Here is a 24600-nt window from a genome sequence, read left to right as displayed (position 1 = left end):
GCGAGAGAATTTTCAAGCGATTCTGAAGTAAATAACCATCCAGTAACTACTAACTAAGCATTCACAACTATAACGCTCTTATTTTCTCTTTTCTTCTTTTATGGAACAGGCGTCTCGCCTGTTACTGTTCCGTTCTTATCTTCTCTTTTCTTCTTTTGTGGAACAGGCGTCTCGCCTGTTACTGTTCCCACCTTCACAGTTCGTCAAAAAAACATTGTTAATAATAGCAAATCCGTGCTACCGGGTTAACCGACCGATAGAGTGAGGGAATCCGCTTGACATTGTGTGCGTATTGGATGAGAAAATAAATGAATAAAACTGGTTAAAATTAAAGGACGATCGTTATCAATGGCAATTAAAGACCAGCCCCAACCACCTCGTTTTAGGCAAATTAGCAATATTTTGTTATTGCTCTCAAGTCTGTTTCTGCTGGCAAATATCTTTTTGCCGAATTTGTTCGGGCCGCAAATTCCGCAAGTGCCTTACAGCTTGTTCGTCCATCAGGTTCAAGAACAAGATGTAGTCAGAGCTTCGGTAGGTCAAAATGAAATTCGCTACCAACTCAAAGGCGAAGGCGACAAACCCGGTCAAATTCTGTCAACTACGCCGATTTTTGACTTGGAACTGCCTAAACTTTTGGAAGAAAAAGGCGTTGAATTTGCGGCAACTCCGCCGGCTAAAAATAGCTGGATCGGGAGTATTTTGAGCTGGGTGATTCCGCCGCTGATTTTTGTGGCGATTTTTCAATTTTTCATGAACCGGGGTGCTGGCGGGCCTCAGGGTGCACTTTCGATCGGCAAAAGCAAAGCTAAGGTCTATGTAGAAGGCGAATCGGCGAAAATTACTTTTGCCGATGTGGCTGGAGTAGAAGAGGCTAAAACTGAATTAGTCGAAGTTGTTGAATTCCTGAAAAGTCCCGACAGATTTACGGCAATTGGCGCGAGAATTCCGAAAGGCGTGCTGTTAGTCGGGCCGCCGGGAACTGGCAAAACGCTGTTAGCAAAAGCAGTGGCGGGTGAAGCTGGCGTGCCGTTTTTTAGCATCTCGGGTTCGGAGTTTGTGGAACTGTTTGTAGGTGTTGGTTCTGCAAGAGTTAGAGATTTATTCGAGCAGGCGAAGAAACAGGCTCCTTGTATTATTTTCATTGATGAATTGGACGCGATCGGCAAATCTCGCAGCAGCAACGCTGCATTCGGTGGTAATGACGAACGCGAACAAACTCTCAATCAACTGTTAACTGAAATGGATGGTTTTGCAGCGGGCAATACTACGGTAATTGTGCTGGCTGCAACTAACCGCCCGGAAAGTTTGGATGCTGCTTTGTTGCGCCCCGGTCGTTTCGATCGCCAAGTTTTAGTCGATCGCCCCGACTTATCTGGCCGCGAAGCAATTTTGAACATTCACGCTCAAAAAGTGAAGTTGGGCCCAGATATTAACTTGAAGGCGATCGCCACTCGCACCCCCGGTTTTTCCGGCGCAGATTTGGCAAATTTGGTGAATGAAGCTGCTTTGTTGGCCGCCCGCAACAAACGCCTAACTGTAGCACAGGAAGACTTTGCAGAGGCGATCGAACGGATTGTAGCGGGCTTGGAAAAGAAAAGCCGCGTGCTCAATGAAAAAGAGAAAACCATCGTTGCTTATCACGAAGTCGGCCACGCAATGGTGGGTGCTTTGATGACTGGTAATGGCGAAGTTGCCAAAATCTCGATCGTCCCTCGCGGTATGGCTGCTTTGGGTTATACTTTGCAGTTACCCACTGAAGACCGTTTCTTGTTAGATGAGTCGGAATTGCGCGGTCAAATTGCGACTTTGTTGGGCGGGCGATCGGCTGAGGAAGTGGTGTTTGGTAGCATTACTACTGGCGCTTCAAATGACTTGCAAAGGGCGACGGATTTAGCTGAACGGATGGTGACAACTTACGGGATGAGTAAGGTTTTGGGGCCTCTAGCTTACGATCGAAGTCAACAATCAATGTTCCTCAATGACGGTATGGGAAATGCCCGCCGTGCGGTAAGTGCTCAGACTGCTGAGGCGATCGACCAAGAAGTCAAAGAAATTGTCGAAACTGCACATCAGCAAGCTTTGGATATTCTGAAAGCAAATCGGGAATTGTTGGAAACAATTACGCAGAAACTGTTGGAAACTGAAGTGGTGGAAGGTGACGCACTTCGCGAATTCCTCCGTCAAGTGCGGCCTTTAGATAAGGTTGCGGCTTGAGTTTCATAGGGTTAAATAGGACTTACGCATGAAAGTCCAGAAACCGGGTTTTTACGATAATACTTCGTTCTAGCCGACAAATTCGGAAAAAACCCGGTTTCTTTATTCGGAGTGCATCCAAGACTGTTTAATTCAAGCAGAGGTTAACGCAGGTAAACGCAGATGATGACAAAATATCATCTGCGTTTTTTGGTATTTCTTAGCTCGTAAATTTTCCAGGAGAAGGCTTCGGAGCCGGTGCCCCCCGCAGCATTCCTTCTGTACTGAGGTCTTCATCGATTTCTTCCCAGTGAATGCCATAGCCTCCTCCGCATACTTCCCATTTTGCCCTTTGCTCGGGCGTTGCATTAAACAATCTGGGATACCAAATTAAAGGCACAGTAATGGTTCGTCCATCCATCAAATCAACACTAATTGTTTCTTCTGTAAAATGAATCTCCTTAACTCTCTCGTCCGCTCGAATCGCCAAAATACCCATACCAAGCCTCCAATAGCGTTTGTTGATTTTCTTGTACTACCGACTGTATTTTCCGAAGTTCTTTAGCACTAAAACCAAGGTTGTTTGCCAAACTGACTGGCTCCAACCAAAATTTAACTGATGATTTGTCTCTGTCAATGTGAACATGAGGTGGTTCATTCGGTTCATGGCTGTCAAAGTAAAGTCGGTAAGGGCCTACTCATAAAATACTTGGCATAATTTCAGGTTATACAACATTTCAATGCGAATCTCTGTAATTTTTGTATTCTATGATAGCACAGGGCGATTTTATATTTTGGTTACAACCCTTTGATATACTGCCTCTATACAGGTGGGAGAGTGTAAAGATTTTCCTGTTTTCGATCGAGCAGCGCCGCGATAAAGATTGGAGCGCGTTGAGTAATCTGATGATGATATTTGTCCTTTTTCTAGCAATTTTGCTAGTTGACTGGCTGGTTTTCCCGAGCCAGCAATGACATAACTTGTTTTTCTAGTTCGGAAGTGCGATCGTACTGCTGCTGTAAAATATCTTTCAAATCTTCCGGCAACAATATGGTATCATCTAGTAATAATTCTGTCGCGCTGATTTCCAACTCTTCAATCAGATTCCCCACGCTTTTTAAGCAGAGGGGGTTGCCTTGGTACCGGTGAATGAGTGCTTCACTGTTGTCGCTTTCTTCTAACCCACAATCTCTGAGTATTGCCCGTCCGGCTGCGATGTCTAAACCCTTGATTTGTAAGGTACGAATAGAAGTATTTTGGTTTTTAACTTGAGTCACTTCTCTCGGTTGTTCCCAACCGATTAACATCAAGCAGGTTTGATGGGATAATTTTTCTATTTGTTTGAATAGGGAGCGATATTCTTCGCATTCTGGTTGATATTTTCCTGCTAATTCGCCGCTACAGAAAAGGTTTTGAATGTCATCCAAGACTATTAAACAGCGATACTTTTGCAAATACTTAATCAGCGGTAAGCGTTTTTGGTTTGTTGCGGATAAATCTAGGTTTTCTGACTGGGAGAAAAGCTGTGTTAGGTTAGATTGAAATTTATCTATGCTGGGGGATTCGTCGAGAGTATACCAAACTGCGTGCTCAAACTCGTCTTTAATTTGTTGTACGAGTTGTACTGCTAAGGATGTTTTGCCGATGCCACTGATGCCGGTGAGCGCGATCGGGCGGCTGCGTTGTTGTAGAATCCAGGTGGTGAGGGTGTCGAGTTCGGGGGTGCGATCGTAAAAATCACCCAATTCTGGCATTTCGCTTAAATCTTGATGTAGAGTTTTGGTTTGTTTTGTGTTAAATGTTTCCTGATTTGGTGGGTGTGGATTTGGTGTATTGGTAAGGTTTTTTGCTTCTTCACAATAATTAAGGCAACCTATTTGAACAGAGTCTTGTGGTAAAAAATATTTTGAAGATATCGAGATTTGCAGCCTCTCCATTGCGGAGCGAAAATTAGATTTACTAACTTTTTACCCCAACTCTTGTGAAAGGCTTTGCCATAATTCCATTCCTACTTCTCTAACACGAGCCTCAGAGAGGTTAACGTCCTTGGCAATCTCGTTGTAATCCTCATGTTGCCAAGTCCCGCGCCGGATTTTCTCTTGTAAGTCATTGAGATGCTTACCTGTTTTGGCAAACACCATATCGTCTGCGAGTTTTACCATTTCCTTATGGTTCATAGAGTCTGGTAGATGTCAGGGTTGGTTGTATTGTACCCAACATTTTCCAACATTTCCCAACATTTTTTATAGAGGGCGGGAGGAATGAAAGGAAGGGAAAAATTACGATCGCACAATTACTCTACCTTGTCTCTTTACCAGGCTGAGCCTGGTAGCGCAGGTTCTTGATGCTGTGGCTCTTTGATTGAGAATTACGCTAAATATTAACTCTCATCCACCTAATGCTTAAGGATGAGTCTGCCCTCTCTCTAAAGGAAGATTTCATTAAACCGGTAAATTCCGTATGATGCTGTAAAAGTCAGTCCAAGGGGAAAGCTATCTCCGACTCTAGCTCCGAATAACTGACCAATCTTACAATATAAAAAAATACATCTCATGACACCAGTCACTCCCAATCAAACTTCCTCTCAATACGAAGCTAGCGAACCAGAAAAAAAAATTGAGTCTCTGGTAGAAGAAGTTAAGCCAGAAAGCGAACTAGATTTAGAATTCCTCTACACCAGAGACATTGAATTCCGACAAGAAACAATTTATTTCATTGTAGTCGATCGTTTTTACGACGGCGACCCCGCAAATAACGAAGGCCCAAACCCAGAACTTTACGATCCAGAAGGCAAAGATTGGGGCAGATATTGGGGCGGCGATTTGCAGGGAGTTATCGACAAACTCGACTACTTAAAAGATATGGGTGTTACCGCAGTTTGGCTGACGCCACTGTTCGAGCAAGTAGAAGCATTATTTGTCGAACAAGCGGCGATTCACGGCTACTGGACTAAAGATTTCAAGCGACTAAATCCCCGCTTTATTGCCACAGGCGACAATCCTTCTATCAACCAAACACAAGAAACTAAAGATACCGTATTTGACAAATTAGTAGACGAGTTGCACCAGCGCAACATGAAACTCGTGCTCGATATTGTCTGCAATCACAGCAACCCTGATTTTAGCGGAAAAAAAGGCGAACTCTACGACGACGGCGTAAAAATAGCTGACTTTAACGACGATGAAGATAACTGGTATCACCACTACGGCGAAGTCACAAACTGGGAAGATGAATGGCAAGTCCAAAACTGCGAACTGTCGGGTTTAGCAACTTTCAACGAAAACAATATTGCCTACCGCAATTACATTAAATCAGCAATTAAACAATGGCTAGACAGAGGTGTTGATGCTTTGCGGGTTGATACAGTCAAGCATATGCCTATTTGGTTTTGGCAGGAATTTAATGCTGACATTTTAACACACAGACCTGATGTTTTCATTTTTGGCGAATGGATTTACAGCGATCCTCGAAACGATCGTTCTGTGGAATTTGTCAACGAGTCGGGGATGACTATTTTAGATTTTGGTCTGTGCGTGGCAATTCGAGCAGCTTTGGGGCAGGGTGCTGAAGCGGGATTTAACTTAATTCAAGATGTTCTGGATTTGGATCACCGCTACTACGGGGCGACGGAGTTAATTACTTTTATTGACAACCACGATATGCCGAGGTTTCAGTCGTTGAATCCCGACCCGCAAATGCTGCAGTTGGCGATAGGTTTAATTATGACGACTCGCGGCATTCCCTGTATTTATTACGGCACCGAACAGTATCTGCACGATGATACCGAAGGGGGAAATGACCCCTACAACCGCCCGATGATGGAAAAGTGGGATACTGATTCGCCGATTTACCGAGATGTGCGGTTGCTGTCTGGATTGCGGCGGCTGAATCCAGCTATTTCGATGGGTAGTCAGTGGCAAAAATATCTAACTGCGGATGTTTATTGTTACGTGCGCCGCTATCGCGATTCGGTGGTGTTTGTAGCGATGAATCGGGGCAATGCTGTTACAATTGAAGAGGTTGATACTGAGCTGCCTGATGGAGAGCATACGGAGGTTTTATCGCGCCGCAAATTTGAAGTTAAAGACGGGATGCTGTACAATTTAGAGTTGGGTGCGCGGGAAGTAATGATTTTTAGCCGGGTCGGAGAGCGAGTTAAGGCGACAACTATTGTGCGGGCGCAGCTTAACAGCGTTAAAACTCAGCCAGGGGAAAGAATTGTGGTGATTGGAGATTGTCCGGAATTGGGGAATTGGGATATTAGTAAGGGTTACCCGTTGGAGTATATCAATACTAATACTTGGTTTGGGGAAATTCCTTTTAATGAAAGTGCGGGGAAGTTGATTTCTTATAAGTATGCGCTGCTACGGGAAGGACAGTCGCCGCTGCGAGAAAATCTGGTTTGTCGCCGCTGGGTTTTAGTTTCGGAAGGGACTGTGAAATGGCGGGATAAGTGGGCCAGTGGACGGGAGTCGTGATTTTTAATCAACAGGCTTTCCGGCCTGTTTTACCAGTTTTTAATGAACAGGCAAGATGCCTGTTCCACAACCAAGTTTCTGTTTTGTGGAACGGGCATCCGGCCCGTTGCTGATATTACGAGTTTAAAGCGATCGCAGCTTCTGGGCCAAAACATCGACATAAGGTTCGCTGCTGTGCTGGTTCACAACCATTTCGTAGCCCCGCTGCGCTTGAGATTCAGCTTCTTGAGGATTTTTTAGCAAATGGACGATCGCCTCCCGCAAACCTTCAGCATCTCCCACATCTACGACTTTGGCAATATCCGGGGCCGCTAAATAATCGACCATACCTTGAGTTCGAGTAATGACAACCGGCCGCTTGCAGGCCATTGCTTCTAGCAAACCCTGCACTCCAGCAGCATATTTATTGTCCGCCAAACAAACTGCAATTACGTCTGCATCGCGGTAAAGCTGCACTAAATCCGGCCATTCGTAGAACTTGCGGGACATATTTTCTGGCATAGTATCGGGGAAAGCTTGCGATAAAGCTTTGGCATCTTTAGAAAAACCGCTAATTTTTACGTCAACATCTAAGTCAGCAGTTGCTGCTGCTAAGAGTCGGTAGTCGCGCTTTTCTAATCCGACGCTAACAACCGTTTGCCGCTTTTTATCGCCAGAAACGGGGCCGGGTGTGAAAAACTTAGTGTCTGTCTGGTCTAGATGCACTAAAATCCGCGATTCAGGTAAAGCTAAATAACTGCGGAGGAAGTCAGTTTGAGGGCTGGCGCAAGCCATGAACACGTCAATTTTGTCGGCCAAACCAAATAGTTTCAGGGCGACGCGGCCGCGCAGCCGATCGATATTGTGGAAATGTACAACAATTTTCGGGCGATCGGGCTTAGCCCCGCAAACCGCCGCCACTGGAATGCCAATGTCCTCGCCGTTACAAAATATCACGTCGTCGCTGCTGACTTGCTCGGACAATTTGCGCGCGGCGGCCCAATGTTCGGGTTTAGAAGAAATTTTCGATCGCAGCTTGTCACTCAACGATATCGCTTCGCCATCCGGGGCGTGAACGGTGGCATTTAAGCTCTCTCTGAGGGCCCGCAGGACGTGGCGGGGGCATTTGCCGAGTTGTGCATCGCGGTCAATTCCATCTAGGTCTATTTTGCGACCTAATGCCAAATGGTATTTCAAACTATTCTCCTTATAATTATCCTGGTGCAGGCAAACATTATCTAACCTCAGAAGATTCTATCCTCTGCTGTTGAAAGTGCTGGTGCGATCGGTCAGTCGATTTTAGATTTTAGATTTGAGATTTTAGATTTGACTCTACATTAGATTTGAGATTTGAGATTTGAGATTTTAGATAAATCTGGGGGGTTCTCCCTGATGTGTGAATTTTTTTGAGTTCCACGAATCCTTTCTGGGGCTTTTATCGCAACGGCGCTGACGGTTAGGAAACCGGGTCGATAGACACCCGCGCGCACATCCTGTACGAATCAAAAACAGTGACACGGGCCGATCGATTCCAAGGACTTAAGCTTTTATGCTGAAGTTAGCTAAAGCATTTATGTTTAACCTCATGTATATTTCTCCAGAGCAAGACCAAAAAATTCGCTACACCATGCGCGAGTGCGGTCAAGAAGCTTACAAGCTCGCAGCCCAACCTTTTGAAGTTTCCGAGAAAGGGCCCAACGACTACGTGACGAGTATCGATCGCTACTTAGACCGACAACTATCGGCAGCATTTAGCGCTTTGTTTCCTGAAGACGGCAGGATTACCGAGGAAAACAGCGCCTCCAGAGCAGCTTACCGCGCCAATTACCAGCGGCTCTGGTGCATCGATCCCCTCGACGGGACTGAAGAATTTATTCGGGGAAAACTGCACTACGCTTCGATGGTGGGGCTGCTGCTGGAAGGGAACCCGGTGGCCGGCTGGCTCTACGCCCCGGCTTTTGACCAAATGTATTTTGGCGGCAAAGATTGGGGATTGTTCCAAACTGTCGGAACCCAAGCGCCGCAGCCGATCGCCCTGTGCAAACCCCCGGCCCCGACAGCAGAAAATTGTAAAATTGTACTCGGAGACAAAGACCAAAAAAACTACGCCCGGGCGATCGCCCAAAGCATCCCCGGAGCCGAATTTTACTCGCTGGGCAGCTTTGGCTTAAAAGTGATGGAAGTTATCTTCGGTCGAGCTGGTTTGTACCTGTATCTCAACGGCAGAGTTAAAGTGTGGGATACCGCCGGCCCTCTGGCTCTAGCAAAAGCAGCCGGATTGGTTTGTTGCGACTTGCAAGGTCAACCGCTGAGGTGGACGGCAGATGCCATCGAGCCGGAGACTCTGGCTCACACCCAGTCTATCGCGATCGGCTGGCCGGACTACATCGAACCTCTGTTGGGCAAAGTTCAACAGGCAGTGACAGGCTTGTAAACCCGTTTAAGATTAAAGAATCTGCCGATTTTACGTGAAGCAGACCTCTGCACCCTTATCATCAATAATTAAAGGAGCAACGGATTGTTTGTGTTCCCAAACATCGATCGTTCCCTAGCTGTTGGGTGTCGCCTAATCATATTTCCCACCTCCGCGAGTTTGCATGAAGACAGAAGCTTTCAGTGAGCTGTTCCCTCTATTTAAGGGTGCTAACCCAGAAACCTTGGGAGGGCTGCTATCAAATGCCGTCAAGCATGAGTATCCCCCGGGCCGAGCTGTGGTGATGGAGGATTCTTGGGGCAACGCGATTTACTTTGTCGTGTCTGGCTGGGTCAAAGTCCGCCGCTTGTCAAACGATCGAGCTGTATCAATGGCTATTTTAGGACGGGGTGCCTTCTTCGGCGAAATGGCAATTCTTGACGAATCTCCCCGATCTAATGACGTACTTGCTCTCTCCTCGGTGCGGCTGCTCAGCGTCACAGCTCAGCGATTTATCCAAACCCTGTTTAAAGACCCGCAATTGCACCACCGGATGCTGCAACTGATGGTACGGCGGCTGCGCCAAACCAATCTCCGATATCAACTCCGCAACCGCCAGCCAGCGGTTAAACTAGCAAATACTTTAGTCGAGCTGGCAGAAAACTACGGTCAGAAAACTGCTGAGGGCAAAGATATCTTCAATATTCCTTATGAAGACTTAGCTGATGTCACAGATATCACCCTAGATGAAACCAGCAAAATTATGGAAAAACTCGATAGTAAAGGTTGGATCAATATCGATCCCGACCGCCAAACTATCCATTTGATCAACCTCAAGCACTTGATTAATTTGGCAAGTCAATGACAGATGTTACTTGTTTGGATACCTCGTCCGCTGCCGGCAACCGTGAGGGGCAACTAACAGCACCGACAATTCAATATTCGGTGGCGATGCCCAATCCTGAATCCCACCTGTTTGAAGTGACTTTGCGCGTGCAAGGTTGGTCGGAGCCTGTTCTGGATTTAAAAATGCCTGTCTGGACTCCCGGTTCTTACTTGGTTCGAGAATACGCCCGCCACCTGCAAGATTTTAGAGCCCAGGCGGGCGATTCCCTGCGGGATAGCTACGCCGCGCGTGCTTTACCTTGGCGCAAAAAAAGCAAAAATCACTGGCAAATCGAGACCGATTCGGTGTCAGATATCACGGTTTTCTACCGCATTTTTGCCAACGAACTGACAGTGCGAACCAATCATTTAGACTCGACTCACGGTTATTTCAATCCGGCGGCTTTGTGCTTTTTCTTGCCCGGTTTTGAGCGCCACTGCTACACCCTGACCGTTGTGCCGCCTCAGCCCGAATGGCGAACCGTTACGACTTTGCCACCTGTTTCCGGCCAAAATCTTACTTTCGCTGCTGCGGATTTTGACACTCTCGCAGACAGTCCTTTTGAGATAGGCTGTCACGAAGTGTACGAGTTTGAAGTAATGGGAAAACCCCACCAGCTAGTTGTTTGGGGAAAAGGCAATTTAGAACCAGATCGCACGATTCGAGACATCCAAAAAGTGATCGAAGTCGAGGCAAAAATGTTCGGCGGTTTGCCTTACGAACGCTATGTGTTTTTGCTGCATTTGTCCGGCTCTGGTTTTGGCGGTTTGGAACACAAAGAGAGCTGCACTCTCAACTATCCGCGTTTTGGCTTTCGGGCTAAAGAAAAGTACGAACGCTTTATTCAGTTGGTGGCTCACGAGTTTTTTCACCTCTGGAATGTCAAGCGCATTCGACCGAAAGCTCTCGAAGTATTTGACTACGAAAAAGAGAATTACACTCCTTCTTTATGGTTCTCTGAAGGTACTACAAGTTATTACGATTTGGTGATTCCTTTTCGCTCAGGTCTCTACAGCGTGAAAGGTTTTTTCCAAGGTATGGCTAAGGAAATTACTCGCTTGCAGACGACTCCGGGGCGGAGCGTGCAGCCTCTGGGCGAGTCGAGCTGGGATGCTTGGATTAAACTTTATCGCCGGGATGCTAACAGCGACAATTCGCAGATTTCCTATTATTTGAAAGGGGAAGTTGTTTCGTTTTTGCTCGATTTGTTGATTCGAGCCAGACACGGCAACGATCGCTCGCTCGACGATGTGATGCGTTTGATGTGGCAGCAGTTTGGCAATGCTAATTCTGCCCAAAATGGCGATTTTGACCTGAAGTCGGAAACAGACGGCAAATCGGCGCATTTGACATCAAACGGAGACTTAAATTCTCCTTCGCTGCCCGCAGAAATAGGCTTTACTCCCGAAGAGTTGCAAAGTGCGATCGAGTCCGTCGCCGGCATCGATTTGAGCGACTTTTTCGCGCGCTATATAGACGGCACAGAAGAGTTGCCTTACAACAAATATCTCGAACCTTTCGGGCTGCAAATTTGGGTAGATGAAACTGACCGAACGCCTCGCATCGGTTGGACGTTGGGAACGGAAAACGGGCGGGAAATGGTTAAATTTGTTGAAGTAGGGGCTCCGGCACAATTGGCCGGAATTGATGCTGGGGACGAGTTGCTGGCGATCGAAGGTTTTCGAGTAAATGCAGAACAAGCAGGCGAAAGGCTTAAAGATTTCAAGCCTGGGGATATCGTCTCGGTGACAGTTTTTCACCAAGACGAACTGCGGACTTGCCGCGTTACTCTCGCCCCGCCGCGACCGACCCGTTACTCGATCGTGCCGGTCGAACAGCCCACTGCTATTCAGAAACAAAACTTTACTGGATGGCTGGGAGTTCCTTTATCGAAATTGTGACATAAATGGAGGAGAAGGGGAAAGAAAAGACAAGAAGGAATCAGGCCCAATTCCCAATTCCCAATTCCCAATTCCCAATTCCCAATTCCCAATTACCCATTTTAATTATGCAAACCCCACCTCCTCCATCAATTACGCCCCGCCAGATGAATCTGCTGAGAATTGTTGCCTCGATGGCTTGGGCTGACGGCGAACTCGCGACAGAAGAAGTTAATTTAATGCTCGATCGCTTTTGCGGTTTGTTTGCCCCAGATACCGACGGACAACAAATGCAACAAGAACTGCGGGATTATATCATGCAAAATATCCCCCTTGACGAGTTGATCGGCCAACTAGAAACTCAAGATGAAAAAGAATTAGTCTTGCAACTCGGCTATGAAGTGATTTCATCTAGTTCTCGCACTCCCGACGAACCAAAAATTAACGCAGAAGAAGCCGCAGCTTATCAAAAATTAGTGCAGTTGCTAAATCTTCCAGAGGATGCGGTCAAGCGTATTGAAGCAGAAGCATCGGCAGGAGATAGTTCGTCGGGAATTGTCGAGAAGATGGCTCAAAAATTAGAAAAGTTCATCAAAGGCTAGTTCGAGACTTGCGCGCGCTTGGCTTAGAAACCCGGTTTCTTCCGAGATTTTTCCTAAATTTATCGTTAATAAACCTCGAATTTTTCGTAGAAACCGGGAATAAGCCTCCTATGCCTAAGTCTTGTTAGGTAAGTATCAAAATAATATTTTTATGAGTGCAACTATTTATAAATAAAGCTGAAGGGAAATAAACCGGTTTGTGAGTCCCAGTTTCCTACGATATAGTAACAAAAAAACACGGGGAAGTTGAGCATATTTTTCATCGCCGGGAACGGTAACAGAATTTGCGATCGCCCTGGACGTGCCCAGCATTCCCCTTAACTATAATTAGGGACTTAGGCAAAGCCTAAATCCCTAATTGAGCTACCGATTTTTGGCGATGATTAAAGTTAACCCAACCCCTGATTAGTGCGGTAACTTGCTGAGGGCGTGCCAAGTTCTGTAGCCGACAATTCCATCTTGCGGTAAAGCCTTGCTGATTTGCAATTGTCGCACTGCTACATCTGTCATCGCCCCGAAGAATCCGTCAATCGCACCGAAATAGTATCCATTGATTTTCAAGACATTCTGAACAATTTTAACAGCATTACCAGAACTGCCCTTCATAACGATCGGCATATTCACAGGTGCACCAGAGTATAGTGCTTCCCAAGTGGTAGGGCCGACAATCCCATCTTCTTTTAAAAAGACGCGGTGTTGATAGCCTTTGACCGCGTTTTGAACTTGGACGCCGAAAATACCGTCAATCGGGCCGAAATAATATGCCCAATGATATAAAAGCTGTTGTAGTTCCTTGACAGCTTGGCCTGTTGAACCCATTTGTAAAGTGGGTTTGTTTACTCCCGTGGTTTCAGCAAATGCCAGAGTTGATTGAGAAGTAGTATCGGCGACGAGAGCCATAGTTTCATTGTTCAAGCTTCTTTCTTCGGTGTACATAAGGTGGTTCCTCTCAAGATGTAAGTTTTGGTGTTTGATATTTCAGGTATAACTTGGGGGATTTGTGAGTACACAGTCACTTTTTGGAGTGTCACTCATGTGAGTGTCACTCGTTTGAGTTACACGTTGGTTTGTCGTAAGGAATGCAAGTTGTAATATTTTTATGAGGACTTTCGTTGTCATTACAAACTAAGGGGTAAGGTGCGCGGTGCACACCCTAAAAAATACAAAGATGCGGGGTACGCACCCTACCAACTACTGTTGATTGTTTACTCCGCAAATTTTCGCAAAGCTGGAATTAAATACTGTGTCAAAGTAAAGGCATCTACTCCTAATTCCGTCCGTTCTTTGGCAGCCATGATTCCAGCTTGAGCGTGCCACCAAACTGCTGTGGGTACCACTAATTCGGGGGGGGATTTGCGGGCGATCGCAGTTGCTAATAGACCCCCTAACAAGCCTGTGAGAACGTCGCCGCTGCCGCCTCTGGCGAGGGCTGGGGTGCTTTCGGGATTGAGGTAGGTGATGGTACGTGAAGCGCAGCTATCCCCTAGGGAATCGCCCTCATCGTTCCAACTTATGCAAACTCTAGCTCCTTTAAGCAATACCGTTGCACCGCAAAGCTGAGCTGCTGCTTGAGTTGCCGCAATTCTATCATCGCCAGTTTCGTCGGCTAATTCGGGAAACAAACGCTTGAATTCCCCCGGGTGAGGCGTGATAATTGTCAGTGCTGAGCGTTCGGACAAAATCGGGACTGTGCCGAGTTGAGCGAGGATATTTAAACCGTCAGCATCTAACACCAGAGGTCGATCGCTCTCCAGTACAGATTCTACAGCTATTGCCGCTTCCAATGTCAGACCTGGCCCTGCGGCGATCGCATCATAAGTGCCCAAATCAATTGCTACTGGCAACTCGCTAATTGCACCGCTTTGGGTTTCGGGACATCCTATAACTAACGCCTCTGGTAACTGGCTGCTCAACATCGGTTTAATCGACTCAGGAACGGCAATTGACAGCATTCCTACGCCGCTTGCTCTTGCTCCCAATGCAGACAAAATTGCGGCTCCGCTGTAGCGGCGGGAACCTGCAATAATTAGTATGTTACCGTTGGTGTATTTGTGCGAAATTGGCGATCGGGGTAACGGCAAATGCTGAGTTGCCGAGGCTTTTGTAATGCGTTGTATTGCTGGCGTTTCGCCCAATATTGCTGCAATATCTGCTGCGGGAATATCAAAATCAATTAATTCGGAACTGCCGATATATTCTAACGCTCTGTCTTGCAGAAATACCTGTTTCCACAAACCCAAGCAGAATGTATGTTTTGCCCGGATTGCCATTCCCAAAACTTCTCCGGTATCTGTATGAATTCCAGAGGGAATGTCTATACTAAAAACGGGGATGTTTAAATTATTTATTTCGTCAATAGCTGCGGCCGTAGCGTTATTAATTTCTCGTTCTAATCCAAACCCAAATAAACCATCCACGAGGAAATCGCAGTTTTTCAGCAGGTCAATTTTGTCAACAAATGGAATATTTAAACAGCGCGCATAATCAGCGTGATTTTTTGTGAGTTCTTTGAGTTTAGAAAACGGGCAGTAAATAACTACTTGGAACCCTTGAAAGTGCAATTCGCGGGCAACAACCAAAGCATCGCCGCCGTTGTGTCCCGGCCCAACCAATACGCCGATAACTGGCAATTGAGAATTAACAAGATTTTTCCCTTGTTCCCTTTTGCTTCTGTCCGTTAAATCCCGTACACTGCTAGTTGCCGAACTTCCTTCCCCTTTCAAAAGCTCCTGAATGCGTCTAGCAATCAGTCCCGCGACTTTTTCCATTAAAGCTGCGACTGGCATTCCAGCAGCAAAAATTCTCGTTTCTATTTGCCGCATTTGGTCGGCGGTGACAACAAATTTTTGAATAGTCATATTAAGTGCTAAAATTTCAGCTAACAGCAGCAGTGGCAAGTTGTAGTATCTTTGTGGTATAATAAATTAGCTCGATCGAACTAACTCACAGTAAAATAGCAATTTCTCTCCAACCATGAACAAGATTGTTGTAGGCCTCTCCGGCGGGGTCGATAGTTCCGCAGCAGCCGCAATTTTACACCATCAGGGATATGAAGTGGTGGGTTTAACGCTGTGGTTGATGAAGGGCAAAGGTCAGTGCTGCTCTGAGGGAATGGTCGATGCAGCTAAAATTTGCGAAGATTTGGGCGTTCCCCACCACATTGTTGACAGCCGCGAGGTCTTTCAGGCAAGTATTATTGATTATTTGGTGGAGGGTTACAGTGCAGGAGTTACACCTCTGCCTTGTTCGCAGTGCAATAAAACTGTGAAGTTCGGCCCAATGCTCAAGTATGCTCGCGAAGAACTGGGAATTGAAAAAATTGCTACAGGGCACTACGCTCGGATTAGTTACGATGCTGAGACGGGTCGCTATCAGTTGCTGCGGGCGATCGACCCTGCGAAAGATCAGTCTTATTTCTTGTACGATCTAACACAGGATTTGTTGGCGGGTACGGAATTTCCTTTGGGGGAAATTACCAAAACAGAAACTCGCAGAATTGCGGCGGAATTTGGCTTGAAAACTGCTGATAAGCCGGAAAGTCAGGATTTGTGCTTGGTGGAAAGTAACGGTTCGATGCGGGCTTTTCTGGACAAGTACATTGCGCCGCAAAAGGGTGACATTGTGGACAAGTCAGGGCGGGTGCTCGGACAGCACGACGGCGTGCACCACTACACCATCGGCCAGCGGAAGGGACTCGGGATTGCTGCTGCGGAACCGCTGTACGTGATTGAACTTGATGCTGCTGGCAATCGGGTAATTGTGGGCGATCGACAGTTGGCAGTAGAATCTGAATGTACAGTCCAGAAAGTGAATTGGGTTTCTGTGGCTGCGCCGATGGCTCCGATTCGGGCTCAGGTACAGATTCGATATCGATCGCGCCCCGTCCCCGCTACAATTATTCCTGTGGAACCATCCCAAGCAGAGGAAAAAGTCAGCGGTACAAGAGTTAAGTTGATTTTTGACGAACCGCAGTTGAGCATTACCCCCGGACAAGCGGCTGTGTGGTATGACGGAGACGTGCTGTTGGGCGGCGGCATCATCGAAAGAAACCAACTCCCAAATTAAAGCAAGGGACGGACTAGAAGCCCAACCCCTACTACCCACAAGAAACTTCCCACAACAAAATTCACTCTTTGTGGAACAGGCATCTTGCCTGTTCCAAGAAGCCCACAAGAAACTTCCCACAAGAAAATTCACTCTTCGCTTCACAGGCATCTTGCCTGTTCCAAGAAGCCCACGGGTTTATCAATAGTGTTCCCGCACAGAAAAAGATATCTGTAAACCCGCCCCTGCCAACGGTTTTTATTAAAGCTCATCGACCGGACACGATATTACAGTAACTTTACCAACAGCTCAACAGCACTTCCGGTTCGCTAATTTTGGGCTAAATCGAGCCAACCACTACGAATGAAATGCGAGAAATAGGTATTCAGCAATTGGGCATTCACGGCAGGGCAAGCTATAGAACTACCTGCAACCACAGTCAGCGTTGCGGGGGTCTTTTGATTGCCTCGCCTGCTCAGAGATTCATTAATAGGGGCTCTTGTCAGGATATAAGAGCTTAATGCGCTTTTGGTGTAGTGCGAATTCTTCTTGTTGTAGCTGCTCTAACTGGTCTACTATTTCTTCTTTTACCCCTAAAATAGAAGCCATTTGCCGAATTTTTGCCTTTTCCTGTTCGTGAGATTCTCCATCAGCAGCACAAACCCAAATTGCAGTGAGAAGTATATCTCTTTGTGCCATAGATACTTGAGGAGAGCGAGCAATCACTTCTTCTATAGCTTCATCCCCTTCATATGTTTTTAGCTCTTCGATCACCCAGTTTGCTACTCCCCAAGATGCACAGAATCCAAGAGCCCAATCTTTTTCTTCTTTTGAGAGAACTCCATCTGCTTTAGCACAACATAAAACAGATTTCATATAAATGCAAGAATCCTCATCTGTAGGAATCTGGTTAAAACCAAAGAACCAATTCATTATCCACGACGAACCAAGTTTTTTGATGTCAGACATGAGTTTTATTCCTATAAACTAATTTGCTGTGGGTTTGTTTGAGTGTGTCTTTTGAATCCTATTTAGAATTTTACGGGGTGACAAGCAGGTTGAAAGGATTGCTAGGCAAGGTTTTGAGTAGAGTGACTTCAAAAAAGATGGCTCTGCCGTGCTTGGTGTACCAAATTATTAGTTTTCTGGTGTCCTACACCATAGCTGGCTGGGATTTCAAGGCAATCGCCCCGATTTGAGCAAGTTGGCTCGTGCGCAAGCAGATGTAAATAATCTTAAAGCTTTGCCTAGCAGAGCTTTGAGGAAAAATTTAAGCTAACGCGAGCACACTAAGGAATGAGAATTAAATAACTTACAATGCGTGATGTTCTTGTGGGATGCGCTCTCGTAGCCCGTCCAGAAAGGGCGGGCTACGAGAGCCCACCCCACTTTCAAGAGTGTAAATTATTTAATTCGCGATCCTAAGTACGGAAGAGCCATACTTCAAAGGCTTTGCCATCCATCGACAAGAGCGAGCGTCATTAATCATACTGCTTTTTTTAAGCTGATTGCTCCGACAACTGTGAATCAGAGCACCCCGATAAGAGGGTTTTAAGTCGTGACCCCCACCTCACAAGAAAACTTGCTCTTTGTGGAACAGGCCCGAAAGCCTGTTCCAAAAGGAAATTTATTTTTCATTTCACAGGGGTACATTTACCTAACTTTCTTTTCCAAGCGCAACACATTTCCCCTAGCATTAGTGCGGTAAACCCAAGTTTTGCTGCCATCAGAAACCACAACCCGCCAACCTTCGACAATCATTTGACCGCAAATTTCATCAGCTTTTGCGAGTCCTAAACAAGTATTTGACCAACTTTGTCGGCTCGATTCAGTTACTTTCAACTTGTCAGCAGCAATGCCAGTTTGGCGCGACAAGTTTTGGCGAACTGCTGCTGCTACAGTTGCGGGCAATTGGTTCGGGGGATTTTGGCGCGTACCCTCGGCCAAATTGCCCGGTTCGGAAATTAGACTGTTGAGTGCAAATACCGAAGAGCTGATTTTTTGGGGCATCGCGGCGGAAAATTGCTGCGCGATTTGCTGCGGTTGGCTCTCCAACTGGCTGAGGGAAAGTTTGAGAGCGCCTGCGTTAGCTGCTGCGGTGTGTCTTAGCGCCGGATACATTTCCCAGGCCAGAATTCCTGTTAGTACCAAAGCCAATATTAAAGGATTGGGCTGCTTTTGGTCTCGGTTTTGATTGTTTTGAGAGTTATTTTTGGAGATTCGTTTCATCATATGCCCTCTGCCTCACTTTACACAATGCGCGATCGCTCCTGAACACTCAACTGCAGATACTTATTTAGACACTGTTGCTGGTGCTGTTGGTTCCTTTGGGCAGAACCGACTTGACTGCTGGTGCGGCGCAAGTATTTTCTACTCGCTGCGGGCACTTGTGTTTCAGGAAACTTGCACTACCCAGTTATTACTTAATTTTTACTGTTAGTCTCGGGGTATTAAAAAAAATTTATGCTTAAGTAAATATTCTTAAAAACATCTAATTCAGGCATAAAATCTCAGTACAAAGGACTATTCATCGTTCTAAAGCTGCTAAAGGTGTTTTAGACTGTGGGAGGCGAGCTGAGCCAAGGATATCACAGGGATGTCGCAAAATTTGTTCCAACAGGACGAAAACGCATTAGAAATTAAGCCAGCTATTGCTGATTAATTGTACCATTCGGGTTTTCAAGAGCGATCGTCCCGCAAAATACTTTAGTAGCAAACGCTACTTTTTTTGTACAAAATTTTTGAAATCTCTCGATTATGAACAGAAAATCCCTGGGAATCCATTTAATGAATCGGCTGAGCTATCCTCAAAAATTTACCCCGATCGGTTTTCTATTTGCAATACCGTTAACTTTGGCCATGTACCTGCTGATTTCCGAAATTAATAGCACGGTTAATTTTGCCCAAAAAGAAATCTACGGTAATGAATACCTGCGCTCCCTCCGCCACTTTAGGGAATACATACCGCAACTTCAACTCTTAAATTATCAGCCTTTAAATACAAATTTAAGCCTACCAGATACGAGAGCAGATTTAGAAGCTAAGATAGACGCGAACTTTCAATCCCTGATAAATACCCAGCGCCAGCTTGGAAACATATTAATTTTAAGTAAAAAATTTAATAAAATTCATCAAGATTGGCAAAACTTTAAACTTTACCGCAACCATTGGAGTTGAGAAACCTACGATTTTTTATATCGGCGTTTAGCTGGCGACATTGATAGACTGAGCGCTAGCGTTGGGGATACTTCTAATCTGATTTGCCACCCAGATTTAGATACCTATTATTTGATAAATGCTACTTTGCTGAAGCTTCCAGAGATGGAAAAAATCTTGTCACAAATCAGACTAATTTCTCAAAAAATTAGCGTGCGTTCCGATGCCACACCAGAGGAAAGAGCGCAATTAATTACTCTTTCGAGCCGATTGATAGAAATCAATGAGGATTTGGCGATTGCTATGGAAATAGCATTTAGCAATAATCCTCAGGGGAATATGCGACCGAAATTAACACATAATTTAAAAAAAATAAACTCTCTTGTTAAGCAGCTAACTAAGCAACTAGATCGAACAATATATCAAACTGTATCGATAAAATATTACGCCTATATCACTGGGAGCAATTTAGCATTAAATGCAAGTTTTCAACTCGGGTATAAAACTGTAAATGAGTTAGTTTTTTCTCAACACCTGATTTATATTTTTGTTAACATAAAACAATTTATTTGCAGTTTATTGTTGATAATATTAGTTATCGTAATTTAGCTATTTTTGTCTTTTTACAGAGCAGTTATGCAAACTGTATTTGTTCTTGACGAAACGTCAAAAAAGATGGTAAGTGGCAATTTAGACCACAAAATTCTTTTGGATAACAGAGATGAAATGGGGCAAGTTGTAGGTGCGTTTAACAAGATTGCCGATGCCTTATACCATTTCTCTAAAATCGTGCAACACTCTTCGACCCCCCCTAGCCCACCCGCTGCATTGCGGGGCGAACAAGAATACTGTTATTTCGTTTAAAATTGGTATTAGTTAGTGCAAATCAAGAAATTACTGTTCTCAACGATCGCCTAAGGGATGAGAATTAAATAAAATCCACTTTTCATGACTGTTGTGGGATGGGCTCTCGTAGCCCGTCTATCGGGGACGGGCGGGACGCCCATCCCACAAGAAAAAAGGGAAATTATTTAATTGACGATCCTAAAATCTGAAAATGTGCGAATGAGCGCCGAACTAGACGTTACTCGCAAAATTCAGCAGATGCTGCTGCCTAAAGATCGAGAACTCAAGGAAGTTATCGGCTTAGATATTGCGGGATTTATGGAGGCTGCTGAGGAAGTTGGCGGCGACTATTACGACGTACTCCAGCACAAAGGTCAAGTGAAAATTGGCATTGGCGATGTGACGGGACATGGATTGGAGAGCGGCGTTTTAATGATTATGGTGCAAACGGCAGTACGAACTTTGCTCGCCTACAACGAACCCGATCCAGTGAAATTTTTAAGCGTTATTAACAGTGTAATTTATGATAACGTGCAGCGGATGAAATCCGATAAAAACGCCAGCCTTGCTTTGCTAGACTATCAGCCAGGAATGCTGAAGTTGAGCGGCCAACACGAAGAAATGATTGTCGTGCGGTCTAACGGTTGTGTAGAGCGGTTTGATACAATCGATTTGGGTTTCCCGATCGGCTTGGATGCAGATATTGCTGAATTTGTTGCTGAAACAATTGTGCAGTTGCATTCAGGAGATGTGGTAGTGCTGTACACTGACGGGATTACGGAAGCTCAAAATATGGATAAAGTGCTTTACGGTTTAGAGCGGTTAATTGAGGTAGTACAGATTAATTGGCAGTGTTCGGCTGCCGAAATCAGGCACGCTGTAATTAAGGACGTGCGATCGCACATCGGCGAACAAAAAGTTTTTGATGACATCACATTGCTGGTACTCAAACAAAAATAACTACTTGGATATCCCTTTTAAAGTTTAAAATATATTCAGCGATCCCCTCATCTCAAACTTTAGCTCTGACATCGATATGACTCAGATTTTCGGCGATTTCATCGAGCAGCCAGCTAGCCAAGAATACTTAATAATTGGATTTTCTCCGAGTTCGGTTCCTCTCAAGCAGCGGTGGCGGAACAACGGTTTGTCGGCGGATTTTCTAGCTGACTACTTGACGACTTTTTTTCCGGGCACTGAAGACGACCCCTCGACCCTTGAAAGACAAGCTGAAATAAAAAGCGCTGTTAGCTACATTGCTAACGAGTTATTAGAAAATGCGATGAAGTTTAATGATGAAACCTCGGAGTACCCGATCGACATTAAACTGCACTTACAGAGCGACCGAGTGATTTTCTCAGTTGCTAACAGCATCTCTCCGCAAGCTATGGACAAGTTTCAGGCTTATATTCAGCAGTTGCTGACCTCCGAACCCAGCGAACTTTACCTTCAGCGGTTGGAAAAAAATGCTGCAGACGACAACTGTACCAATTCTGGATTGGGTTTCTTGACCATGCTCACCGATTATACCGCCAAACTTGGCTGGAAATTCCAAACCGTGTACAAAAACCAGGAAGTAATTGCGGTGACAACTATGGTGCAATTAACAGTATAAGCAACGCGGGCGATCGATAATATCTAAGGGACTTTTTTTTGTGGCTATGGAAATTAATACAGAAGATTACCAGATCTGTTACGATCCAGCAACGGCAACCGTGATTTTTATTGGAGCTCTAAGGCTGAGCGGGCCTGGAGAGTACGCGCCGATAGCGCAGTTCCTGACCAACGTTGCCGACGTGGAACCGACGAAAATTACCCTCAATTTGCAGCAGTTAGAATTTTTGAACAGTTCTGGCATCAATATGCTATCGAAGTTTATTATCGAGGTTCGCAAAACAGCCAGGGTGCAAATGGCGGTACAAGGCTCTCAAGGCATAGCTTGGCACGGTAAATCTTTGAGGAATTTCCAGCGTCTGATGCCTGGTTTGCAGGTGGAATTTCTATAGAAACACGATTACTTTTAGGGTGCGAGCTGTTGAGCAATTTTTGTTAGTCAAGGCGCAAATTCTCGAGTTATGCTGGAAGAACAACCATCTAGAGAACAGCTACTTTTAGAGATAGAAAGATTGCGCCAGCAAGTGAAAGACTTGAAGGAGGAAAAAGCGGATCTGGAAATCTTGCTGGAAACTACTGCTGAACATTCCGATACGGTTGAAACTGAGTTGCGTTCTCGCGCATTCGAGGCGGTACGCGAAGGCGAAATCAAGCTGGCTCAATTTCTCGAAGCGATTCCGATAGGCGTGCTAGTGCTGGATTCTCAAGGCAAACCTTACTACGTCAATCACGCCGGACAGCAGTTACTCGGTCAAGGGGTTTTGCCCTTAAATGCAGTTGAGGATTTGTCAGAAAGTTATCAAATTTATCTTGCCGGAACTGAGACTATTTACCCTTTCGAGAATTTGCCGATCGTCCGAGCTTTGAGGGGCGAAAACGCGACGGCTGAGGATCTGGAAATTCATCAACCCCACAAGAAAGTTCCCCTTGAGATTTGGGGAACGCCAATTTTTGACGAGGGTCGCAAAGTTGCTTTTGCGATCGCAGTTTTTCAAGATGTCACGGAACGCAAAGAAGCTGAAGCTGAGCGCCATCTAAATTTGAAAAAATCCCTGGATGCCGAATCAGACTTAACTGATGCCTACGGGCGATTTGTGCCACATCAATTTCTACATTTGTTGGGATATGAAAGTATTATAGATGTCAACTTAGGCGACCAAGTACAGCAGGAAATGTCGGTACTGTTTGCGGATATTCGCGACTTCACGACGCTTTCAGAAACTATGACTCCACAAGAAAATTTTAAATTTATCAATGCTTACCTTTCGCGAATGGAGCCTGCAATTACTAGCAATAACGGGTTTATTGACAAATACATCGGCGATGCAATTATGGCTTTGTTTAGCGACTATGCAGATGATGCAGTGAAAGCGGGTATTGCGATGCTAAATATCCTGAATGATTACAACGAACACCGTCAAAGAGTCGGCTACATCCCGATTCAAATTGGGATTGGCATCAATTCGGGTTCTTTGATGCTGGGAACAGTTGGGGGTAAAAGCCGAATGGACAGCACTGTGATTAGCGATGCTGTTAATTTGGCATCTCGCATTGAAGGATTGACCAAAGATTACTGCGTACCTCTGTTAATTTCTCAGCAGACTTTGGAACGGTTGCGAAATCCGGCAGATTATGCTATTCGGATTGTGGATAAAGTACAAGTAAAAGGAAAATCTCAATATGTGGTAGTTTATGAGGTATTTGATGCAGATCCGCCGGAAATTTTGTCGGCAAAGCTAGCAAATTTGTCTGTATATAATGAAGCTATGTTACTGTGCGATCGCAAGGAGTTCCGAGAAGCGGGAAAATTGTTTGAGGAATGTTTGCGGACAAATCCGAGCGATCGGGTAGCTCGCATTTACCTGAAACGCTGTCGGGATTGGCGATCGCTCCTTAAAGGAATTTAAATCAAGTAAGTCGATTTGAGATTTGAGATTTGAGATTTGAGATTTACTCCACAGATGAATCGGGGATATTGAACAAGAGTCTAAAATTTTGAGCTGCTTACGACTCCTGTCGGAAAGCAAGTATCCGTTTTTAGGGTGATTTATGACTTATGACCGAAAGCATCCAGGATACAAGCCCCCGGATTCATCCGTGGGATCAATGCTAAAATCTCAAATCTCAAATCTCAAATCTCAAATCTCAAATCGATTGACTCATTTCAAATCCGCCGGTTACATCTGACATCTTGCACCATTCTTGCTTAACAAATCCCGACTACCTGTTCCACAAAAAGCTAAGGATCGCGAATTAAATAATTTACACATATTTGTGGGATGGGCGTCCCGCCCGTCCAGAAAGGGCGGGCGGGACGCCCATCCCACAAGAACCATCAAAAATGTAAGTTATTTAATTCTCATTCCTAAGCTAATGCGCCTTTAAATTGCACGGTCAAATAAACTTTCATATCATGTCCGAGCGAGTGACAGCGATTAAAAGGGCGGATTTTTGAGATTGGAGATTGTTGGCAGATATTTTTCGTGAGGGGATTCCCTACCGTAT

At 45.4% G+C, this 24600-nt stretch carries 19 protein-coding genes and 3 pseudogenes; 14 read left to right on the top strand and 8 right to left on the bottom strand.

Features of this window, described 5'->3' with window-relative positions; translation table 11 throughout:
- Window positions 1–348: 348 nt before the first annotated feature.
- On the top strand, window positions 349–2217 hold the full coding sequence (gene ftsH4, locus QUA99_RS10140) for an ATP-dependent zinc metalloprotease FtsH4 (RefSeq protein ID WP_333236042.1): 1869 nt from the start codon (window positions 349–351) through the stop codon (window positions 2215–2217).
- A gap of 199 nt (window positions 2218–2416) precedes the next feature.
- Here ftsH4 and QUA99_RS10135 read toward each other — a convergent pair whose 3' ends face one another.
- From QUA99_RS10135 to QUA99_RS10125, 3 genes and pseudogenes are all read right to left on the bottom strand, one after another.
- On the bottom strand, window positions 2417–2695 hold the full coding sequence (locus QUA99_RS10135; RefSeq protein WP_333236041.1) for a DUF2442 domain-containing protein: 279 nt from the start codon (window positions 2693–2695) through the stop codon (window positions 2417–2419).
- A pseudogene (locus QUA99_RS10130) lies at window positions 2658–2873 on the bottom strand (DUF4160 domain-containing protein); the annotation flags it as partial. The gene QUA99_RS10135 and the pseudogene QUA99_RS10130, both read right to left, overlap by 38 nt.
- A gap of 145 nt (window positions 2874–3018) precedes the next feature.
- Window positions 3019–4374 (bottom strand): annotated as a pseudogene (locus QUA99_RS10125) (NB-ARC domain-containing protein).
- Window positions 4375–4749: 375 nt separating this feature from the next.
- Between QUA99_RS10125 and QUA99_RS10115 the strand changes: the two are divergent.
- The gene (locus tag QUA99_RS10115) at window positions 4750–6675 is read left to right on the top strand and encodes an alpha-amylase family glycosyl hydrolase (RefSeq protein WP_333236039.1); all 1926 of its coding nucleotides are present in this window, start codon (window positions 4750–4752) and stop codon (window positions 6673–6675) included.
- A 123-nt stretch (window positions 6676–6798) separates the two neighbouring features.
- On the opposite strand, the gene QUA99_RS10110 is transcribed toward QUA99_RS10115, so the two are convergent.
- Complete coding sequence (locus QUA99_RS10110; RefSeq protein WP_333236038.1) at window positions 6799–7851, bottom strand: glycosyltransferase family 4 protein; 1053 nt, start codon at window positions 7849–7851, stop codon at window positions 6799–6801.
- 352 nt (window positions 7852–8203) lie between these two features.
- Here QUA99_RS10110 and QUA99_RS10105 point away from each other — a divergent pair, with 352 nt between their 5' ends.
- The 4 genes from QUA99_RS10105 (at window position 8204) to QUA99_RS10090 (ending at window position 12435) form a co-directional block, all read left to right on the top strand.
- The gene (locus tag QUA99_RS10105) at window positions 8204–9088 is read left to right on the top strand and encodes an inositol monophosphatase family protein (RefSeq protein ID WP_333236037.1); all 885 of its coding nucleotides are present in this window, start codon (window positions 8204–8206) and stop codon (window positions 9086–9088) included.
- 163 nt (window positions 9089–9251) lie between these two features.
- Window positions 9252–9932, top strand: coding sequence for a Crp/Fnr family transcriptional regulator (locus tag QUA99_RS10100; RefSeq protein ID WP_333236036.1), 681 nt, complete (start codon window positions 9252–9254; stop codon window positions 9930–9932).
- Window positions 9929–11854, top strand: a complete 1926-nt coding sequence (locus QUA99_RS10095; protein ID WP_333236035.1) for a M61 family metallopeptidase — start codon at window positions 9929–9931, stop codon at window positions 11852–11854. Before QUA99_RS10100 ends, QUA99_RS10095 begins: the two co-directional genes overlap by 4 nt.
- Before the next feature lie 107 nt (window positions 11855–11961).
- On the top strand, window positions 11962–12435 hold the full coding sequence (locus tag QUA99_RS10090; protein ID WP_333236050.1) for a TerB family tellurite resistance protein: 474 nt from the start codon (window positions 11962–11964) through the stop codon (window positions 12433–12435).
- Window positions 12436–12840: 405 nt separating this feature from the next.
- Here the strand turns inward: QUA99_RS10090 and QUA99_RS10085 are convergent, their stop codons facing one another.
- Window positions 12841–13371 (bottom strand): peptidoglycan-binding protein, encoded by a 531-nt coding sequence (locus QUA99_RS10085; protein ID WP_333236033.1) that lies wholly within the window; start codon window positions 13369–13371, stop codon window positions 12841–12843.
- Window positions 13372–13640: 269 nt separating this feature from the next.
- Complete coding sequence (locus QUA99_RS10080; protein ID WP_333236032.1) at window positions 13641–15293, bottom strand: NAD(P)H-hydrate dehydratase; 1653 nt, start codon at window positions 15291–15293, stop codon at window positions 13641–13643.
- Between the two features lie 115 nt (window positions 15294–15408).
- Between QUA99_RS10080 and mnmA the strand changes: the two genes are divergently transcribed.
- Window positions 15409–16500 (top strand): tRNA 2-thiouridine(34) synthase MnmA, encoded by a 1092-nt coding sequence (mnmA, locus tag QUA99_RS10075; protein ID WP_333236030.1) that lies wholly within the window; start codon window positions 15409–15411, stop codon window positions 16498–16500.
- A gap of 465 nt (window positions 16501–16965) precedes the next feature.
- Here the strand turns inward: mnmA and QUA99_RS10070 are convergent, their stop codons facing one another.
- Both QUA99_RS10070 and QUA99_RS10065 read right to left on the bottom strand, forming a co-directional pair.
- Window positions 16966–17448 carry a TerB family tellurite resistance protein gene (locus tag QUA99_RS10070; protein ID WP_333236029.1) on the bottom strand — a complete coding sequence of 161 codons (483 nt, stop codon included), beginning with the start codon at window positions 17446–17448 and terminating at the stop codon, window positions 16966–16968.
- Window positions 17449–18132: 684 nt separating this feature from the next.
- Window positions 18133–18711, bottom strand: a complete 579-nt coding sequence (locus QUA99_RS10065; protein ID WP_333236028.1) for a hypothetical protein — start codon at window positions 18709–18711, stop codon at window positions 18133–18135.
- A gap of 525 nt (window positions 18712–19236) precedes the next feature.
- Here QUA99_RS10065 and QUA99_RS10060 point away from each other — a divergent pair.
- From QUA99_RS10060 to QUA99_RS10035, 7 genes and pseudogenes are all read left to right on the top strand, one after another.
- Window positions 19237–19656: a hypothetical protein gene (locus tag QUA99_RS10060; RefSeq protein WP_333236027.1), complete on the top strand. Its 420-nt coding sequence runs from the start codon at window positions 19237–19239 to the stop codon at window positions 19654–19656.
- Between the two features lie 111 nt (window positions 19657–19767).
- Window positions 19768–20244, top strand: coding sequence for a hypothetical protein (locus tag QUA99_RS10055; RefSeq protein ID WP_333236026.1), 477 nt, complete (start codon window positions 19768–19770; stop codon window positions 20242–20244).
- A 27-nt stretch (window positions 20245–20271) separates the two neighbouring features.
- Window positions 20272–20499, top strand: a complete 228-nt coding sequence (locus QUA99_RS33095) for a HAMP domain-containing protein (protein ID WP_333343248.1) — start codon at window positions 20272–20274, stop codon at window positions 20497–20499.
- Window positions 20500–20679: 180 nt separating this feature from the next.
- Window positions 20680–21441: pseudogene (locus QUA99_RS10050) on the top strand (PP2C family protein-serine/threonine phosphatase); the annotation flags it as partial.
- 76 nt (window positions 21442–21517) lie between these two features.
- Window positions 21518–22096: a DUF6272 family protein gene (locus QUA99_RS10045; RefSeq protein ID WP_333236025.1), complete on the top strand. Its 579-nt coding sequence runs from the start codon at window positions 21518–21520 to the stop codon at window positions 22094–22096.
- Between the two features lie 46 nt (window positions 22097–22142).
- Window positions 22143–22487, top strand: coding sequence for a slr1659 superfamily regulator (locus QUA99_RS10040; protein ID WP_333236024.1), 345 nt, complete (start codon window positions 22143–22145; stop codon window positions 22485–22487).
- 69 nt (window positions 22488–22556) lie between these two features.
- Window positions 22557–24002: an adenylate/guanylate cyclase domain-containing protein gene (locus QUA99_RS10035; RefSeq protein ID WP_333236023.1), complete on the top strand. Its 1446-nt coding sequence runs from the start codon at window positions 22557–22559 to the stop codon at window positions 24000–24002.
- Window positions 24003–24600: the final 598 nt, after the last annotated feature.

The organism is Microcoleus sp. F10-B2 (genome assembly GCF_036704965.1).
Lineage (GTDB): Bacteria > Cyanobacteriota > Cyanobacteriia > Cyanobacteriales > Microcoleaceae > Microcoleus.
The sequence above is the reverse complement of the archived record's forward strand: the minus strand, read 5'-3'. Positions and strand labels throughout refer to the sequence as shown.

Coding starts and splice junctions, on each gene's coding strand:
- QUA99_RS10090 (WP_333236050.1), top strand. CDS start 11,962: ATGCAAACCCCACCTCCTCCATCAATTACGCCCCGCCAGATGAATCTG.
- QUA99_RS10035 (WP_333236023.1), top strand. CDS start 22,557: ATGCTGGAAGAACAACCATCTAGAGAACAGCTACTTTTAGAGATAGAA.
- mnmA (WP_333236030.1), top strand. CDS start 15,409: ATGAACAAGATTGTTGTAGGCCTCTCCGGCGGGGTCGATAGTTCCGCA.
- QUA99_RS10070 (WP_333236029.1), bottom strand. CDS start 17,448: ATGTCTGACATCAAAAAACTTGGTTCGTCGTGGATAATGAATTGGTTC.
- QUA99_RS10115 (WP_333236039.1), top strand. CDS start 4,750: ATGACACCAGTCACTCCCAATCAAACTTCCTCTCAATACGAAGCTAGC.
- QUA99_RS10085 (WP_333236033.1), bottom strand. CDS start 13,371: ATGTACACCGAAGAAAGAAGCTTGAACAATGAAACTATGGCTCTCGTC.
- QUA99_RS10100 (WP_333236036.1), top strand. CDS start 9,252: ATGAAGACAGAAGCTTTCAGTGAGCTGTTCCCTCTATTTAAGGGTGCT.
- QUA99_RS10040 (WP_333236024.1), top strand. CDS start 22,143: ATGGAAATTAATACAGAAGATTACCAGATCTGTTACGATCCAGCAACG.
- ftsH4 (WP_333236042.1), top strand. CDS start 349: ATGGCAATTAAAGACCAGCCCCAACCACCTCGTTTTAGGCAAATTAGC.
- QUA99_RS10045 (WP_333236025.1), top strand. CDS start 21,518: ATGACTCAGATTTTCGGCGATTTCATCGAGCAGCCAGCTAGCCAAGAA.
- QUA99_RS10135 (WP_333236041.1), bottom strand. CDS start 2,695: ATGGGTATTTTGGCGATTCGAGCGGACGAGAGAGTTAAGGAGATTCAT.
- QUA99_RS33095 (WP_333343248.1), top strand. CDS start 20,272: ATGCAAACTGTATTTGTTCTTGACGAAACGTCAAAAAAGATGGTAAGT.
- QUA99_RS10105 (WP_333236037.1), top strand. CDS start 8,204: ATGCTGAAGTTAGCTAAAGCATTTATGTTTAACCTCATGTATATTTCT.
- QUA99_RS10065 (WP_333236028.1), bottom strand. CDS start 18,711: ATGATGAAACGAATCTCCAAAAATAACTCTCAAAACAATCAAAACCGA.
- QUA99_RS10095 (WP_333236035.1), top strand. CDS start 9,929: ATGACAGATGTTACTTGTTTGGATACCTCGTCCGCTGCCGGCAACCGT.
- QUA99_RS10060 (WP_333236027.1), top strand. CDS start 19,237: ATGAACAGAAAATCCCTGGGAATCCATTTAATGAATCGGCTGAGCTAT.
- QUA99_RS10080 (WP_333236032.1), bottom strand. CDS start 15,293: ATGACTATTCAAAAATTTGTTGTCACCGCCGACCAAATGCGGCAAATA.